Raw genomic sequence first — 16,925 nt, forward strand, 5'->3', positions numbered from 1 at the left:
GTCGAAGGTGTTGTCCTCCCGTCACAACTGCGCGGGACGAGACTCCCGTCAAACCTGAGTCCTATGCACTCAGATTTCTTTGCAGCAGTTGCGGCGCGTCGATAGGCTGTCGCTCGAGATCAACCTGAACCGATCAACACACAGGAGTACAGACATGGGCAAGGCTGTCGGCATCGACCTGGGGACGACCAACTCGGTCGTCGCGGTCCTGGAGGGTGGTGAACCCACCGTCATCGCCAACGCAGAAGGCGCACGGACGACCCCGTCGGTCGTCGGCTTCTCCAAGGGTGGCGAGGCGCTGGTGGGCGAGGTCGCCAAGCGCCAGGCCGTGACCAACCCCGACCGGACCCTCACGTCCGTCAAGCGCCACATGGGCACTGACTGGTCGACTGAGGTGGACGGGAAGTCCTACACCGCGCAGGAGATCTCCGCGCGCATCCTGATGAAGCTGAAGCGTGACGCCGAGGCGTACCTGGGCGAGGACGTGACCGACGCGGTCATCACCGTCCCGGCGTACTTCGGTGACGCCGAGCGCCAGGCCACCAAGGAGGCCGGCGAGATCGCAGGCCTCAACGTCCTGCGCATCATCAACGAGCCCACCGCGGCGGCGCTGGCCTACGGCCTCGAGCGCGACGAGGAACAGACCGTGCTGGTCTACGACCTCGGCGGCGGCACCTTCGACGTGTCGGTCCTCGACATCGAGGAGGGCTACTTCGAGGTCAAGTCCACCAGCGGTGACACCCGCCTGGGTGGCGACGACTGGGACCAGGCCGTCATGGACTGGATGGTGACGGAGTTCAAGAACAACTACGGCATCGACCTGTCGCAGGACAAGATGGCCATCCAGCGCCTCAAGGAAGCGGCGGAGAAGGCCAAGAAGGAGCTGTCCACCACCCAGGACACGCAGATCAACCTGCCCTTCATCACCGCCCGCGACGGGCAGCCGCTGCACCTGGAGCAGACCCTCACCCGGGCGCAGTTCCAGAAGATGACCGCTGACCTGCTGAACCGCACCCGGTCGCCGTTCGAGCAGGCCATCAAGGACGCTGGCATCACCGCTGCCGACATCGACTACGTCATCCTCGTCGGTGGTTCCACCCGCATGCCCGCCGTGCTCGAGCTCGTCCGCGAGCTGACCGGCGGCAAGGACCCGCACCAGGGCGTCAACCCCGACGAGGTCGTCGCCACCGGTGCCGTGCTGCAGGCAGGCATCATCAACAAGGAGGTCGGCGGCGGCGTCGTCCTGCTCGACGTCACCCCGCTGTCGCTCGGCATCGAGACCAAGGGCGGGGTCATGACGACCCTGATCGAGCGCAACACCACGATCCCGACCCGCAAGTCGGAGATCTTCACCACGGCGGCCGACAGCCAGCCGCAGGTCGAGATCCACGTCCTGCAGGGCGAGCGGGAGATGGCCCAGTACAACAACACCCTGGGCAAGTTCCAGCTGACGGGCATCCCGCCGGCGCCGCGTGGTGTGCCGCAGATCGAGGTCGCCTTCGACATCGACGTCAACGGCATCGTGCACGTGTCGGCGGTCGACAAGGCCACCGGCAAGGAGCAGTCGATGACCATCTCCGGTCAGTCCGCGCTGCCCCGCGAGGACATCGACCGCATGGTCCGTGACGCCGAGCAGTACGCCGAGGAGGACCGCAAGGCCAAGGAGGCTGCGGAGATCCGCAACACCGCCGACAGCCTGCTGTTCCAGACCGAGTCGCTGGTCAAGGACAACGACGACAAGATCGACGCCACGATGAAGGCCAACCTGGAGCAGGCGCAGACCGACCTGCGAACGGCCCTCGAGGGCGAGGACACCGAGAAGGTGAAGGACGCATCGGACAACCTGATGCGCGTCAGCCAGGAGATCGGCCAGGCCCTGTACGCGGCCGGTGCCGACCAGGGCGCCCCGAGCGCCGGTGGCCCGGCCGAGGAGGACGACGACGAGATCGTCGACGCCGAGGTCGTCGACGAGCCCGACACCGACGAGGACGCCTGATTCGCGTGACCGACGACGCCACCACCGACCCCACGCCCGAGGCCCCGGATTCTTCGGGGCCCTCCGGCGAGGGCAACCCCGGCGCCGACCCGGCCACCCCTGCCGGTGAGGCTGCGCTGGGCGCCGAGACCGCACCCGAACACCACCCCGAGGGCCTGCACGACGTGTCGGAGGCGACGATCGACAGCGATGCTGCCGACGTCGACGGCCCGCCGTCGCTGACCCCGGAGGAGATCGCCCAGGTCGTCACCGAACGGGACGAGCTGACCGACCAGATGCTCCGCGCGCGGGCCGACTTCGACAACCTCAACAAGCGCCGCCAGCGCGAGGTCGCCGAGGCCCGCGACCGCGGTGCCGCCTCGCTGGTCGAGCGGCTGCTGGACGTGCTGGACAACTTCGGCTTCGCCCTGCAGGCCGCTGCGGTGTCGGAGGACACCCAGCTGGCCAAGGGTGTGGAGCTGGTCCACGGCCAGCTGCTGCAGGCGCTGGCCGACGCCGGCCTGGAGGAGGTGCCCGGTACGGGTGCCGACTTCGACCCCGCCCACCACGAGGCGCTGATGCACGAGGAGGACGGCGAGGAGCGCGACCACCCCGAGGTCGTGGAGGTCCTCCGCACGGGCTACCGCTTCAAGGGCCAGCTGCTTCGCGCCGCCTCGGTCAAGGTCGTGGGCTGAGGAGTGCCCCGACCCGGACGAACGACGAGGAGGTGAACCGTGTCACAGGCTGACTGGCTGGAGAAGGACTTCTACAAGGTGCTCGGCGTGTCGAAGACCGCCAGCATCGATGAGATCAAGAAGGCCTACCGCAAGGCTGCGCGTACCAACCACCCCGACGCCAACCCCGACGACCCCAAGGCCGAGGAGCGCTTCAAGGCCGCCTCGGAAGCCAACGAGGTGCTGTCGGACCCCAAGAAGCGGCAGGAGTACGACCACATCCGCGAGCTGGCCGCGTCCGGCGGCATCGGCGGGTTGGGCGGCATGCGCGGCGGGTTCCCCGGCGGTGCCGGCGGGCAGGCCAACTTCGACCTCAACGACCTGCTCGGCAGCATCTTCGGCGACGGCGCGTCGGCCCCCGGCGGGTTCGGCGGCGCTCGCCGGACCCAGACGGCCGCCCGCAAGGGTGAGGACCGTCGCGCCGAGGTGACCCTCTCCTTCGAGGACGCCCTCGCCGGCGCTGAGGTCACCCTCCGGGTCATGGGAACGGCCGTGTGCCAGGTCTGCAAGGGCACCGGCTCCAAGCCGGGCACCCGACCGGTGCAGTGCCCCCGCTGCAACGGCAGCGGCATGCAGGACCAGAACCAGGGCATGTTCAGCTTCAGCCAGCCGTGCAGCAACTGTGGCGGCCGTGGCGAGCTGATCACCGACCCGTGCACCAACTGCCACGCCAGCGGTGTGGAGGAACGCGCCCGCACCCTTCGGGTCCGTGTGCCGGCCGGCGTCAGCGACGGCCAGACCATCCGGCTGAAGGGCAAGGGCGAGGCAGGTCGCGGCGGCGGCAAGGCCGGCGACCTGTACGTCAAGGTCCACGTCGCCGATCACCCGGTGATGCGCCGCAAGGGCGATCACCTGACGATGACGCTGCCGGTGACGTTCGCCGAGGCGGCCCTCGGGGGGAAGGTGACCGTACCGACCCTCGACGGGCCGGTGACGCTCAAGATCCCCGCGGGCACCGAGTCGGGCCGGACCATGCGTGTCCGTGGCCGCGGGGCCCCCAGGGACAGCGGCGGGTTCGGCGACCTGCTGGTCACCGTCCAGGTCACCGTGCCGCCCAAGCTGACCAAGACCCAGAAGAAGCTGGTGGAGGAGTTCGCCGCCATGGACGACTCCAACCCCCGCGCCCACCTCGACGAGATGCTGACGGGCGGGAGCAGCTGATGCGCGAACGTGCCGTGTACATCATCTCCGTGGCCGCGGAGTTGGCCGGTGTGCACCCCCAGACCCTGCGCACCTACGAGCGGCGCGGGCTGATCAAGCCCGCCCGGACGTCGGGCGGGACCCGGCGGTACTCCGCACGTGACGTCGAGCGGGTGCAGCTGATCCAGGAGCTGACCCAGGGCGATGGCGTCAACCTGGCCGGCGTCCTGCGGATCCTGGCGCTGGAGGACCGGCTGGAGCAGATGGAGGCCAAGCTCGCCGAGGCGCAGGAAGAGGTCCGGCAGGTCCGCGTCGAGGCGACCCGGACACTTCGAGCCATCCAGGACTCGTCCCGCTCGGAGATCGTGCTGTACCGGCCGCCGCAGATCGAACGCCACCGCGGATCCCGCCGCCGCTGACCCATGGGGGCACGGGCCCACCAGGGAGCCCTGAACTGTGCAGCTCGGCCGGGATACGGGCCGAGCTGACCAACTCGTCCGTGGTCTCGTGCAGGTTGGCCAACACGGCGGCCGACCTGCACATCGTCGGGCACCCCAGCGCCGCGGGGCCGACCCGCACATCGCGTCGGGCACCCTGCGCCGGGTGCGCTCAGTGGCCCGGGCAGGCCGCGGCCAGGAGGGGGTAGGGGTTGGTGTCCGTGCCGTGTCGGCCGGCGGGTCGCCACTGGATGTGCAGGTGAGGGGGTGTGTCGACCGCGTTGCCGGTCCGACCGACGAAGCCGATGACCTCACCACGTTCGACCTCGCGACCCGGTACCGCCGAGCGGGCGAAGGCCGACAGGTGGGCGTAGTACCAGGCCTGCCCGTCATCGGTCCGCAACCAGATGATGTTGCCGCCGAGCCCCGCGCCCGATCGCACCTCCTCGATCGTGCCGTCGGCAAGGGCGACCAGCGGCTGGCCCTCGGCGGCGAACATGTCCTGCCCCAGGTGCACGCGACCGCCGGGCCGCGGGAAGTGCCAGGAGTCGATGAAGGTGACCGGCGCCACCACTGGACAGCCGATGGGTCCGCTGCCCGGGAACAGGGTGTCGGTCAGGTGCGTGGCCTCGGCCAGGTAGGTCGCGGCGATGGCCAGGACCTCGTCGACGTAGGCGCTGCTGCGGTTGTAGGACAGCACCGCCGCTCGAGCCTCGGAGGCGTCGGTCAGGTCGAGGGAGGAGTGGCACAGGTAGGCCGCGGCTGACCGGGCGACGTCGTGGATGTCCTGCGGGTCGGCCCGGTCGTCGCCGTCGCCGTCGCGCCCCCATCTCGACCAGGTACTCGGGATGAACTGCATCGGTCCGACCGCTCGGTCCCACACGGGGTCACCGTCGAGCTGCCCGCCGTCGGTGTCACGGATCGCCGCGGTGTTGTTGGTGCCGTCCAGCGGGATGCCGATGATGGGTGGAGTCGCGCGACCGGCAGGGTCCAGCTGGCTGCTGCCGTGTCGTCCGTGGTCGCTCTCGACCTTGCCGATGGCGGCGAGGAGTGACCAGCTGATCGCGCAGGGCGGCTCGACTTCGGCGGCGGCCGCGGCCGCATCGACGTAGGCCTGCAACGCCACCGCCGGGATGTCTGGATGTCGGAGGCCGCCACCGCTGGCGTCGTCGACGCCGATGAAGAGGATCGGCATCGCCAGCACACCCAGCACGGGCAGCCCCGCGGCCAGCAGCGCCTTCACCGGTCGCCTCCGGGTCGCCCGAGTCGACGAGTGGACGGCCCCCGGGGATCGGGTGCGTCCGGCGTCGTGGCTGCTGCGGCTCGTTGCCCCATCTCCGCGGCCCGGCTGGCCGGCGGCGTCGAGCCGGCACGGGGCCCTCGCGGCTGGTCCGGAGCGTCCACCGGTCGACGATCCGCTCCCGCACCGGGTTCGCCCGAACCGAGGGCCGCTGGGCTCTCGAAGGCAAGGGCCAGGGAACGCTCCAGGCCCATGCCCTCCACGTCCCATCCGCCTCCCCGCTCGGGCAGCATGCGGACGGGTACCCCCGACCAGGCGGCCCCGGGGGATCGGGTCGCGGCCGGCCGACCGGTGGTGTCCGTTGGCCTGTCGGGGCGGCGGCTCGCCGTCGACCCGTCGAGCGCCGCGACCATCCAGGCCTGGCTGGAGGTGGATCTGCGCGCAGCGAGGCCGGCGACCGCTCCTGTGGCGGTGCCACGTGGAACGCCGGCGCCCCTCACCCCTGCCTGCGAGCCTGCCCCCGCCTCCGAGCTCATCCTTGCCGGAAGGAGAATGCGGCTGGGCAGGGATGGTGTGACCGCGACAGGGAGGAACCCACCCGTGCCGTTGCCGTGCGCCACGGGTTCGGGGACGGCCCGCCCACGTGCGTCGACGGGTGGCGACAGCTCGCGAGGCCCCCCTGTCCCGCCCGGGGCCGGTGCCGACCCAGCAGCCGTGGGGGTGGCAGCCGTTGTCGATGGCAGCGCGTTCCTCGGGGCCCCTGCCGTGATCGCGGCGCCTGCCGTTGTCGCGGTCGTGCGCGCCGGAGGGGAGGTCGTGGGCCCGGTCGTGGCGGCTGGAGGCGCACTTCGGACCGCTCCGGCTGCCGCCACGGTGGTCGTCGACGTGCGTGCGGCTGCGGCGGCGATCAGCAGTCGTTGACCACGTCCGGCGGTCTGGACGCCCTCGCCGCTGCCACCCCGACGCATGGCGGCGAGCGCAGACGCCCCGCCGGTCTTCAGCGCGACGGCCGCGCCGACGGCTTGCGTGGCGATCCCCCCGATGCGCTGCTCGGGGTCGTTGCCGACCGCACCGACGTCGGCACCGGGACCCGCGGCCCTCGCCGCCACGCTCTGGGCCGCGAACCGCATCGACCCGAACACCTGCTTGCGCAGCACGACGGCCGTCCAGGCCGCCGCAGCGCTCGCCAGCATCCGCATCGCCACCGGCTGGTCCTGCATCCCCGCCTGCAGGGCGTGGACCGTCTCCACCATCAGGACGAGCAGGGCCGCCGAGCCCAGGAACAGCACCGCCACCTTCAGGACCGCATGCCCCCAGCGGGCCAGCAGCTCGCGACCGGCGCCGGGTGCGATGCCGGCGGTCAGGGCGAAGGGCATCACCATCACCAGGAGGGCGCCGGCGACCTGGCCGGTCAGCAGCATGACCGCCACGATCCCCACCGCGGCGGCGAACGCCAAGCAGGCCAGCAGGTGGGCAAGCGCCCCGACGAGCCGGTCCACGCCCATGTGCGCGTTGAAGACCGCCTCGTCCTCGCAGCCAGCCTCCTCCATCTGGTCGCGCGGGAAATCGTCATCGCCCCAGGGCCCCTTCCGTACGAGCGCATCGGCGACCTGGCGACACCCACCGGTGGGGACGGACCCCCACTGCAGCGTCATCCAGGGATCGACGACGAACGTGTCGCGCGCCGTGGCCGAGAAGCTGGTCGGCAGGGCTGACCCCTGTGGTTCGCCGCACACGCCGGGTTCGCGGTCGGCCCCGCCGGTACCGAGCTCGACGACGGCACGAGTTGTCCCGGCGAGTACGCGTAGGCCCTCGCACGCTGCGGTCGTTGGTCGGGCCATCACCGTGGTCGCCATGGCCGTGATGGTGAGCGCCACGGCGAGCTCGGCCGCACCGGCGTGTGCTCGCTGGCGCAGCAAGAGCCAGCCGCCCCGTGCGACGGCGACGAGCAGGGCCAGGTGGATCAGCTGCAGGCCGCCGACGACGTCAGTGGCGTAGACCCCCGCGATCCGGCCGGCTGGGTCCACGAGCATGCGGCCGAGGTCGAACCCGAGGACCCACTCGACGAGATGGAGGCCCAGCGCGAGGACCCATCGGGCCATGGTGAACAGGCTGCGGGCCTGCAGCGCGACGATGCGGTCGACGACCCCGACCGACGCGCCGAGCTCGTAGTGGGACAGGGGGACCTCGCCGGCCCGGACCCCGAACATCGCACCGAGCAGGTCCTGTCCAGCTCGGTCGGGCGGATCCTCCCGCTCGATCGCCTCGAGGACGTCGGCGACGTCTGCTGCACTGGGCTGTGCACCCGCCGGGTCGGCCAGGGCCAGCCCCACCGCCATCGCCAGCAGGGCCGCGACGAGCCACGACCGGGGTGCCGGTCTCACCGCAGCACAGGGGGGTCGGTCGTGGCGGCCGCCAACCGTTCCGGCGGGGACGATGCATCGGGTGTCGGGTCGGCATCCCGCGCCATCGGGGTGGTGTCCAGCGCGGCCCGGATGGCCGGGTCCGCGGGCGGCAGCACCTGCACCAGCCCGACTCGGTCGGCGACGTCGCGCAGCAGGCACTGGCCGGTCCCCAGCTCGCCCGTGACCAGCTCGACCATGGAGTCAGTGGCCGGCAACCCCATGAACTCCAGGGCTGCCGCGGCCGCCCCGCGGGACTGGCGGAACAGCGCCCGCATGCCGAGCAGGTCCCGCAGCGCGTCCTCGCCGAGGTCGGTCGGGTGCTGCGACAGCACCCAGACCGCGGCGTTGTGCTTGCGTCCGTCGCGGATGGTGTCGAGCAGCAGCTGGCGACCCTGTGGGCTGGCCGTCAGCGCCCACGCCTCGTCGACCAGCACCGCGCCGAAGCGGTCGTCGGCGAACACGAGGGTTCGTGAGACGGCCGCGACCAGGTACAGCAGGGCCTGGCCGAAGACCTGCTCGGGCAGGAGCTGCTTGGCCAGGTGCTCCAGCCGCATGGCGTCGCGGTCGGGCAACGCCAGGCCCGGGGCGTGGAAGCAGATCAGGTCGGCGTCCAGCGCCAGCGGCGGCCGGTCGGCGAGGACCAGCTGGGACAACGGGTGATCGCGATAGGCCTGGAGCTTGCGGCGCAGGACCCGCGCCTCGGGTTCGGCCGAGTCGCCCAGCTGATCGAGGACGTCGACCAGCCGACCGTCCCGCGCCGCAACGGCACGAACGGCCGCGGCGAGCACGGCGCCGTCGACGTCGGTGGGGGTGGTCCGGGTCAGGATGCTGAGGAATCCCAGCGCCACCCGGACGCGGTCCTCCCCACCGAAGACACGCAGCGGGTCCATGCCCACGGGCGCCGACGGATCCAGCTCGACCACCGCCGCGGTGCCGTCGACGGCGTCGGACAGGCGGACGTACTCACCGGCAGTCGTGCGGTCGAGGGTGACGACGCGCCCACCCCGGGCGACGGTGCCCAGCACCATCCGCTTCACGAAGTACGACTTGCCGCTGCCCAGCGCGCCGAAGACGCCGAGCGAGCCCGAACGGTTCGTGGCAGGCCCGTGAGCGGGGTCCAGGAGGACGGCCTCCGGCAGCGCACCCGCGATGGACACCCCCATCGGGATGCCCTGAGGATCACCGACGCTGGCCCCGGCGAACGGGGCACCGGCGGCCAGGTCGCGGGGCAACATGAACTGCACGTAGTCGCGACACACCGCGGGGGCCGGGACACCGGGCAGTCCGGCGGCGAACAGCGGGAGCTGCCCACCGGTTGGACGGTGGACGGCATAGCCCCAGGGTTCGAGCAGGTCGCCGAGCTGCGAGGCGCGGGCGTCGACCTGCCCGACGTCCTCACCCCAGACGGTGAACCCGATCGTGACCTCCAGCTCGGGGTCGCCGGGACTGGCGGCCAGCGCCGACTGCTCGTCGCGGATGCCGTGCAACGCATCGGCGAGGGTGTCGGGCGGACCGGTGGGCTCGCCGTCGTACTCCGCGACCTGGGCGGTCAGCTGGCGCTGCTGACGGCGGGCACGGGTCTGGGCTGCCGCGTTGGGCACGGCGTCGAGTCGTGCGACCCAGTCGACCGGGAACGGGGCGAGGTCGGCGACGGCGAACCACTCGCCCCCACCCGGGTAGGCGAACGCCGGGGGCATCTCCGAGACGACGAGGGTGGTCTGGAACGACGTGCCCTGCTCGTTGTCGATGCGCAGGTACCGACGGTGCCGCCCTCGCCCGGGGTCGTGGGCCGTGCCCCCCTCGTGCAGGACGGCGTCGCCGAGGCTGCCGGCGAGCGGGCGGGGGACCTGGTCGGCCGTTGGATGCCCTGCAGCCGGAGGGGTCGGGTCGGCGACCCCCCGCAGGAAGGCCCGCTGATGGAGCCAACGCATCTCCGCGGAGTGCGCTGGCCGTACGCCGATGGTCCTGGCCATCCGAGCGCCCAGCTCCTCGGCCCGGCGGCGGGAGGTGCGGTCATCGATCCGTGACGGCCCGGGCCCCTCGACCCCGAGCACGTCGCCGACGAGCGCCATGGCGCTCTCGACGAGGGTCCGGCCGTGTGGATCGACGATGCGGGCGGCGATGTAGACCCGGCGTTCGACCGGACCTCTTGCCAGCAACGCCCGGGCGTCGGGCCCAGCCGAATCTCGCCACCGGGGCAACCGGTCGGGCCGGACGCCACCGCTGAGGGCCTCGCCCAGCTCACGGGCCCCGACGCGGCGATGCACCCCGATCAGCTGTGCGTGCCGGGGCAGCGTCGTCAGCGCCGCGCGAACGCGACCGTGCAGCGCCAGCTTCGCGTCGTCGGACAGGAAGGGATAGCTGGGCAGCTCGACCCTCCAGACCGCCCAGACAGCCCCGTCATGGGTCCACAGGCGATTGCCGGCAACGGCACGGGCAGGAAGCCTCATCCGGCTGGCACCCGCCGTTGCCCTGGGCGGCCGACCGGGCCGGCACCGATGAGCACCGGTCGTGTGGGGCGAACCGGTCGGCCGGCACGGGAGCCACGTCGGGGACGCAACAGGTAGGTCAGCACCCCCACCGCGAACCGCATGGGCGACCGTCCCTCCACCACCGCGTGTCGGACGGCCCAGGCAGCGGCAACGGGCAGCAGGAGGGCCACGACCAGGTCCAGCGCGCCGGGCAGCCTGGCCCAGACGTGCCGCGTGGACAGCTCGATCGCCGCAACACCGACGAGGGCAACGACCTGCGTCGGGGTCAGCGGGGTCGGCAGGGCGTAGCCGCCGATGCGGCCGATCACGATGGGGAACCGACGAGCATGGGTGTAGGTGCGGCACTGCAGCATCGGACTGCTCATGGCGCCATCCAGTCGGTGGAGTCTGCAGCCACGCGACCTTCGAGGACGTCGACGTTGCCGGCAGCCCAGACGACCACCGCCGCCAGGATGATGGCTGTCATGGTGGGGACCAGCGCCTTGGTCTTCCACCAGACGCTGGCGACGTAGACCGCAGCCGCGGCGGCGATGGCCGCGGTGATGACGTCGCTGACGTCACCGATCATGTTGCTGAGGAAGTCGATCAATTCGGTTCACCTCGAGTTGCGTGGGCGGGCATGCGGATCAGGGGCCGGTTGGCGCCAGCGGGAGGGCGGGCAGCACACGGGCCACCTCGATCCGGCCCTCCCGTTCGGCGAGGAGCAGGGGGTACTGCGCGAGCAGGGCGCTGCCGTCGGCGCGACGCAGCTCGACCTCGGCCAGGACCGCGACGCTGGTCGTCGACACGCGGTTCCGGGCGATCCGGCGCAGCGTCATCTCGGCGACGGGGTGGTCGAGCACGGGAACTTCGACGTCGACTGCGGTCCAGCGGTCGACCTCGCCCATCCCGAGCAGCACGGCACGAAGGAACCCCTCGACCGTCGCCGCCAGGGGGTCATCGGAGGCGGGGGCCCGCGGCGCATCCAGGGCGAGTGCTGCGGGGGCCTCCGCTCGGGGCGTCGGGACCAGCGCGGGCAACCCTTCGACGGCCGGGCCGCCCGGCGTCTCCGCGACGGTGACCTGCCACGCCTCGACCGTCGCGTCGCGGCCCAGGACGAGGACCGTCACGCCCCAGCGGCCGGGTCCGGCGGGGGTGGCCGTCACAGCTGCCACGTCCACGGGTCCCGGACCGGGCAACGCAGTGGAGGCGTCCGCGGTGACGTCGTGGACCGGCAGCAGCTGCTGGCGCACGGGCTGCAGCCGAGTCGGGGGAACCGTCCCGCCCACGAGGTGCTGCAGGACCGCGACCTCGGCCATCGACGTGACGCCGACACCGGGAACGGCCGGTGGTGGCTGCTGCCGTCCCGCGCTGGTGGCCACGACGAGCGCGGCCACCCCGAGGACCGGGCCGGCGGCGACGGCGATCCACAGGCCGAGCTGCAGGATGCGCACGGGGGCGGGGGGCGTCACGGCTGCGCGGCCTCGGCGGTGGATGGCAGCACCAGGCGCTCACCGGGGTGGATCAGGTTCGCGTCCCCGCTGCGGAGCGTCGACAGGTTGTCGTGGATGAGCCGCGTCCAGTAGGCGTGAACCTCCGCGTCACGCGGCGCCGGCTGCCCGTCCGCGAGCAGGTGCGCCCGCGCGATCACCCAGAGGTTCTCACCCGGGGCCACGACATGGACCCCCGGATCCGCGCCCGCATCGGCCTCATCAGGCGCGCCCTCATCAGCAGTGTCCGGAGCAGCAGTGCCCGCAGCAGGAGAACCCTCACCAGTCGCGTCGTCAACAGCGGGGTCCACGGTGTCGGGGTGCACGGGTTCGGTGGTGGGGCCGGGTGCGCTGTCGGTCGGCCGAACGGGTGGCTCCAGCGGCGGGACGGGCAGCGCCCACGGCCCCGGCGGGATCGTCCCCATCACCGCCGAGTCGGCATCAACCGCCTCCTCCGACAGGTCCGCCAGCGACCGGAGACCGGGCTCGCTGAAGTCCGGAGAGACCTCGGACAACGCCATCGGCAGGTCGGCAGGCGTCACGGCCGTGGCGGGGCCGGCCATCACGCCGACGAGCAGGACCGTGCCGAGTGCCTGGTCCACCACCCGTCTGACCCAATGCGGCGCCACTCGACGCACGCCCCCGCCGCGGACCGCCATCACGAGGTCGACCAACGTGATGACCAGCAGCCACGCCGAGGCCAGGGGTGTGGCCCCGAGCAGGAGCAGGCGCGTCAGCACCCCCGCGGTGGCGTCGGCCAACGTCGCCGGCTCGGCCAGGGCCGCGGTGACCTCCGGAGCAGCGAGTCCGACAAGCCATGCGGTCGCGGCGACCTGGACCATCAGGAGAACGAGCAGTCGTGTCATCGCGAAGCACGTTAAACCTTCTTATGCCGTCTTGTACATGGCGATGATCCACAGAGCAGTGGAAAACCCGCACGGTCCTGCGCGGTAGCCTCCGCGCAACCCCCGTTTCACCGAACACACCAGCGAGGTCACAGAGCCATGGCAGGAGTCGAAGGACGCGTCGTCGCCATCACCGGAGCAGGCGGAGGGCTGGGCCGCCAGCACGCCCTGCTGTTCGCATCGCGCGGCGCGAAGGTGGTCATCAACGACCTCGGCGGGTCGCGCGACGGCACCGGCGCAGGCAGCGCGATGGCGGACCAGGTCGTCGAGGAGATCAAGGCCGCCGGCGGCGAGGCGGTCGCCAACTACGACAACGTGGCCACCGAGGAGGGCGGCGCCGCTGTCATCCAGACCGCCCTCGACACGTTCGGCCGGATCGACGTCGTCGTGAACAACGCCGGCATCCTGCGCGACGGCACCTTCCACAAGATGACGGCGGACAACTGGGACTCGGTGCTGAAGGTCCACCTGTACGGCAGCTACAACGTCACTCGCGCCGCCTGGCCGCACTTCCGCGACCAGTCCTCGGGCAAGGTCATCATGACCACCTCGACCTCCGGGCTGTACGGCAACTTCGGACAGGTCAACTACGGGGCCGCCAAGCTCGGCATGGTCGGGATGATGAACTCCCTCGCCATGGAGGGCGCCAAGTACAACATCAAGGTCAACTCCGTGGCCCCCATCGCCGCCACTCGCATGACCGAGGACCTGTTCAACGACGAGATGCTCAAGCAGTTCGACCCGGCGTACGTCTCACCGCTGGTCGTGCACCTCGGCAGCGACGAGATGACCGACTCGGGCTGGATCGTCCTGGCCGGTGCCGGTCAGTACGCGCGGGTGCACTTCTCGCAGGCCAACGGCGTGCACTTCGACGAGGTCCCCACCCCCGAGGCGCTCGGCGAGAAGTGGGGCGAGATCACCGACATGACCGGCGCGCCCCTCGGCAAGCCGTTCGGCACCGAGTAACGGCTACGGCGACGGGGGCAGGCGGCGAAGGATCTCCTGCACCCCGTCACTGAGACCGTCCAGTCGACCCTCCACACCCTCGAGTCGACCCTCCACACCCTCGAGTCGACCCTCCACACCCTCGAGTCGACCCTCCACACCCTCGAGCCGACCCTCCACACCCTCGAGCCGACCCTCCACACCCTCGAGCCGACCCTCCACACCCTCGAGCCGACCCTCCACACCCTCGAGCCGATCCTTCACCGCACCGAGGTCGTCCTCGACGCGGTCGAGGCGGGCGTCGGTCTCGACGGCATGACGTTCCAGCGAGGTGAAGCGCCGGTCCATCTCGCGGCCCATGTCGGAGACGGTGTTCAGGATGGCGGTCTCCGTCATCGTGATCCGCTCTCGGACCTCCTTCTGGAACTCGGTCATGCGGCGCTGCTGCACGTGCAGCTCGTCCGACACGCTCGCGCGGAATTCGCGCACGATCGTGCGCAGGTCCTGTTCGGTCACCTTGTCCACCCCTCTACTGTAGGCCCATCGCTCATCCAGCGATCCTGCCATCGAGTGGATCCGGGCGTCCCGAGTTGTCCACAGGCCCGATGTGGGCCCGTGGACTCAGCCGTCGAGCAGCGCGGCCAGCACTGCGTCGCTGATCGCCGCGGTGCCGCCCGCGACATGGATCGTGCCGATCTCGGCGGCGTGCTGGCGGAACAACCCGGTCGTCTCGGGTGAGCCGGTGGGGTCCTGCCCGTCGATCAGGACCAGCGGCACGCCGGCGTGACCGGCGGCCGCACCGGCGACCAGGCCGTCGGGGAATCCTCGGCCGGTAGCAAGCCACACCCCGTCCATGGAGAGACCGTCGGCCAGGCCCGCCTCGGCGATGGCCGCCGACGTGCCGTAGCGGGTCGTGCCAGCGATCCGCTCGACGGTCGCGCCGGTGTCGGTGACCGCCCCGGACACCGCCGCCGACAGCACGCCCTCGCCGCCGACCAACGTCACCTCGACCCCGTCGCCGATGCGTGAGGACACCTCTTCCGGCAGGTCAGCGGCCCGGGAGAGCAGCACGGGGGTGCCAGCGGCCGCCGCAACGGCCGAGGCCGACAGGGCGTCGGGGAACACCTCACCGGAGGCCACCACGGCCGCGTCCTCGATCCCCACCCGGTCGGCGATCAGCCCTGCGGTGGCGTAGCGGGTGTCCCCGCCGATCCGTTCCACATCCAGCCCCAGCGCCTCGAGGTCGTCGGCCACGGTCGGCGACAGCGCCGCCTCCCCTCCCAGCAGCACGGCGTCGGTCGCACCCAGCCGGTCGATCTCGGCCTGGGTCGCCATCGACAGCGCATCGGGTTCGGTCAGCAGCAGCGGCGCCCCCTCGGCCACCGCGAGCGGCGCACCGGCAAGGGCGTCGGCGAACGTGGCAGCCGTGGCGATCACGACGGTGTCAGCGCGGTCCAGCGCCACACCCGAGACCGCCGCCGCGGTCGAAACGCGGTCGTGTCCGGCGTGCCGGAGGAAGGGTCCCTCGACCACGTCAACGGTGGCGTACCCCTCGGCGGCGTACAGGTCCTCGTCGACCGACACGGTCAGCCAGTGCTCGCCGATGTCGTCCAGCAGCATCCCGTCGATGGTCGTGGTGTAGACGCCGTCACCGACTTCGGTGGCGTCCTGCCGCACGACCGGCCAGTGGTCGTTCTCGTTGACCAGCACGGTGGGCTCGAGCCCGGTGGCAGCCTGGCCGGTGGGCTGGGTGACGGTGATCGTGACCTCAAGCGGCACACCCGTCGGGTGCTGGTCGGGCACGTCCACGGTGACGGTCGGGACCTCGCGCAGCTCCAGCAGCTCCGGCGGCACGTTCTGCACGTCCAGCAGGAACCGGGTCAGGAACTCGGTCACCCGCTCGTGGGACCCGGCGGGGATGTGCTCGGTGGTGTCCTCGTGGGTGTGGTAGTACGCGCTGCTGGAGAAGGTCGAGAAGCCCTGCACCCCCGCGGTGTAGAAGGGCTGGAGGTCCGTCGGGATCAGCCCACCCTGGATCGAGCGGATGAGGGGTGCCGTGATCGGGGCGCCCACGTGCCCGGTCTGGGCCAGCGACGTGGCGATGATCGCGTTCATGCCGGGGCTGAGCGTGCCGAAGATGAGGTTGACCAGCGCGGCGTCCAGCTCGGTGTCGCCGAGCTGCGTGGCCGCCGACGTCATCTCGAGGTTCTCGTTGACGACGATGTTGGCGACCAGGTCGGGATGGTTGCGGACCCAGTCGTAGCTGCCCACCAGCCCCACCTCCTCGGCGTCCCATGCGCCGAACATCACGGTGTAGGCCGGGTCGACGTCGGCCAGGGCCTCGACCATCTGCAGCATCGAGCCGATGGCGGAGCAGTTGTCGACTGCGCCGTCGAACCACGAGTCGTAGTGACCCCCGACCATCACGATCCGGTCGGGGTAGGTGGTGCCGACCTTGGTGCCCAGCACGTTCACGCCGACCGCGTCGTTGGTCTCGGCGTCCACGGTGAGGCGCATCCGCAGGGTCCCCTCCTCCGCGAGGGCCTGCAGGTCTGCCCCGTCGTCGGACCCCACGGTGACGGTGGGGATGGGGGAGTGGGGGTGCTGGGCGAAGCGCACGGCACCGACCTGGACGAGGTTGTCCGGGGCGCCCGAGACGTAGAGCATCGCCACGCCGCCCTGGGCCAGGATCTCGTTGAGCTGGGCGGAGCGGTGGAACGTGGTGTCGCGGTCGACCATGACGATCTTCCCGTCGGCATCCACACCCGCGTAGTCCTGGGCCCGTCCGGCCCCGACGTAAACGACGTCGCCCTCGACCGTGCCGGCCCCGCCATAGGCGAAGGAGGTCGCGCCGGGCACGTCACCGGCGGCGGACTCCGGCGCGAGGACCGTGGCGGCGGTGGCCTCGACGTCGAAGACCGGCAGGTGGAACTCCTCGCGCTCGACCTGCAGGCCGTTGGCCTCGAAGAACTCGGCGATGTGGTCGGCCATGGCCGCGTCAGCGGGTTCGCCGGGCTGCTTGCGGCCGAGGTCAGCGCACCACTGGGTCTCCCGGATCACCGTGGCCACGTCGTCCTGAGCGACGGCGGCGGTGGGCAGGAGCAGGCCGACGGCGAGGATGCTCGTGAGCAGGCGGGCGGTGAGGGCGAACGAACGCACGAAGTTGGTCTCCGGGGGGTGGAC

The 16,925-nt window shown here is 71.6% G+C and carries 14 protein-coding genes; 5 read left to right on the forward strand and 9 right to left on the reverse strand.

Translation table 11 applies throughout. The features are described from left to right. Positions 1–154: 154 nt before the first annotated feature. Genes dnaK through DVS28_RS24805 form a run of 4 tightly spaced genes read left to right on the forward strand, consistent with a single transcriptional unit; the run spans position 155 to position 4,268 of the window. Positions 155–1,996 (forward strand): molecular chaperone DnaK, encoded by a 1,842-nt coding sequence (gene dnaK / locus DVS28_RS24790; RefSeq protein WP_114593848.1) that lies wholly within the window; start codon positions 155–157, stop codon positions 1,994–1,996. A 5-nt stretch (positions 1,997–2,001) separates the two neighbouring features. Then, on the forward strand, positions 2,002–2,670 hold the full coding sequence (locus DVS28_RS24795) for a nucleotide exchange factor GrpE (RefSeq protein ID WP_164711011.1): 669 nt from the start codon (positions 2,002–2,004) through the stop codon (positions 2,668–2,670). Between the two features lie 39 nt (positions 2,671–2,709). Then, entirely contained in the window at positions 2,710–3,870 is a 1,161-nt protein-coding gene (gene dnaJ / locus DVS28_RS24800; protein ID WP_114593850.1) for a molecular chaperone DnaJ, read from the forward strand. Continuing rightward, positions 3,870–4,268: a heat shock protein transcriptional repressor HspR gene (locus tag DVS28_RS24805; protein WP_114593851.1), complete on the forward strand. Its 399-nt coding sequence runs from the start codon at positions 3,870–3,872 to the stop codon at positions 4,266–4,268. Before dnaJ ends, DVS28_RS24805 begins: the two co-directional genes overlap by 1 nt. Before the next feature lie 190 nt (positions 4,269–4,458). On the opposite strand, the gene DVS28_RS24810 is transcribed toward DVS28_RS24805, so the two are convergent. From DVS28_RS24810 to DVS28_RS24840, 7 genes are read right to left on the reverse strand one after another with little or no spacing between them, the layout of a single operon-like run. Beyond that, entirely contained in the window at positions 4,459–5,529 is a 1,071-nt protein-coding gene (locus DVS28_RS24810; protein WP_114593852.1) for a M23 family metallopeptidase, read from the reverse strand. Then, positions 5,526–7,910: a hypothetical protein gene (locus tag DVS28_RS24815; RefSeq protein WP_114593853.1), complete on the reverse strand. Its 2,385-nt coding sequence runs from the start codon at positions 7,908–7,910 to the stop codon at positions 5,526–5,528. The genes DVS28_RS24810 and DVS28_RS24815 overlap by 4 nt, the downstream gene beginning before the upstream one ends. Next, positions 7,907–10,381, reverse strand: coding sequence for an ATP-binding protein (locus tag DVS28_RS24820; protein WP_114593854.1), 2,475 nt, complete (start codon positions 10,379–10,381; stop codon positions 7,907–7,909). Before DVS28_RS24820 ends, DVS28_RS24815 begins: the two co-directional genes overlap by 4 nt. After that, positions 10,378–10,788: a TcpE family conjugal transfer membrane protein gene (locus DVS28_RS24825; protein ID WP_114593855.1), complete on the reverse strand. Its 411-nt coding sequence runs from the start codon at positions 10,786–10,788 to the stop codon at positions 10,378–10,380. Before DVS28_RS24825 ends, DVS28_RS24820 begins: the two co-directional genes overlap by 4 nt. Then, positions 10,785–11,012, reverse strand: coding sequence for a hypothetical protein (locus DVS28_RS24830; protein WP_114593856.1), 228 nt, complete (start codon positions 11,010–11,012; stop codon positions 10,785–10,787). The genes DVS28_RS24825 and DVS28_RS24830 overlap by 4 nt, the downstream gene beginning before the upstream one ends. Before the next feature lie 37 nt (positions 11,013–11,049). Continuing rightward, entirely contained in the window at positions 11,050–11,874 is an 825-nt protein-coding gene (locus tag DVS28_RS24835; protein ID WP_164711012.1) for a conjugal transfer protein, read from the reverse strand. Continuing rightward, a complete protein-coding gene (locus DVS28_RS24840; protein ID WP_114593858.1) occupies positions 11,871–12,758 on the reverse strand; it encodes a LysM peptidoglycan-binding domain-containing protein in 888 nt (295 codons plus the stop codon). The genes DVS28_RS24835 and DVS28_RS24840 overlap by 4 nt, the downstream gene beginning before the upstream one ends. A gap of 138 nt (positions 12,759–12,896) precedes the next feature. Between DVS28_RS24840 and DVS28_RS24845 the strand changes: the two genes are divergently transcribed. Further along, the gene (locus DVS28_RS24845) at positions 12,897–13,763 is read left to right on the forward strand and encodes an SDR family oxidoreductase (protein WP_114593859.1); all 867 of its coding nucleotides are present in this window, start codon (positions 12,897–12,899) and stop codon (positions 13,761–13,763) included. A 3-nt stretch (positions 13,764–13,766) separates the two neighbouring features. Here the strand turns inward: DVS28_RS24845 and DVS28_RS24850 are convergent, their stop codons facing one another. Then, the gene (locus DVS28_RS24850) at positions 13,767–14,258 is read right to left on the reverse strand and encodes a hypothetical protein (RefSeq protein ID WP_216826290.1); all 492 of its coding nucleotides are present in this window, start codon (positions 14,256–14,258) and stop codon (positions 13,767–13,769) included. Positions 14,259–14,363: 105 nt separating this feature from the next. Further along, the gene (locus DVS28_RS24855) at positions 14,364–16,901 is read right to left on the reverse strand and encodes a cell wall-binding repeat-containing protein (RefSeq protein ID WP_164711013.1); all 2,538 of its coding nucleotides are present in this window, start codon (positions 16,899–16,901) and stop codon (positions 14,364–14,366) included. Positions 16,902–16,925: the final 24 nt, after the last annotated feature.

The organism is Euzebya pacifica, assembly GCF_003344865.1.
Lineage (GTDB): Bacteria > Actinomycetota > Nitriliruptoria > Euzebyales > Euzebyaceae > Euzebya > Euzebya pacifica.

What these genes read in the sequence shown, in the direction of transcription:
- dnaK (WP_114593848.1), top strand. Translation starts at nt 155, where the DNA reads ATGGGCAAGGCTGTCGGCATCGACCTGGGGACGACCAACTCGGTCGTC.
- DVS28_RS24845 (WP_114593859.1), top strand. Translation starts at nt 12,897, where the DNA reads ATGGCAGGAGTCGAAGGACGCGTCGTCGCCATCACCGGAGCAGGCGGA.
- DVS28_RS24825 (WP_114593855.1), bottom strand. Translation starts at nt 10,788, where the DNA reads ATGAGCAGTCCGATGCTGCAGTGCCGCACCTACACCCATGCTCGTCGG.
- DVS28_RS24820 (WP_114593854.1), bottom strand. Translation starts at nt 10,381, where the DNA reads ATGAGGCTTCCTGCCCGTGCCGTTGCCGGCAATCGCCTGTGGACCCAT.
- DVS28_RS24840 (WP_114593858.1), bottom strand. Translation starts at nt 12,758, where the DNA reads ATGACACGACTGCTCGTTCTCCTGATGGTCCAGGTCGCCGCGACCGCA.
- DVS28_RS24805 (WP_114593851.1), top strand. Translation starts at nt 3,870, where the DNA reads ATGCGCGAACGTGCCGTGTACATCATCTCCGTGGCCGCGGAGTTGGCC.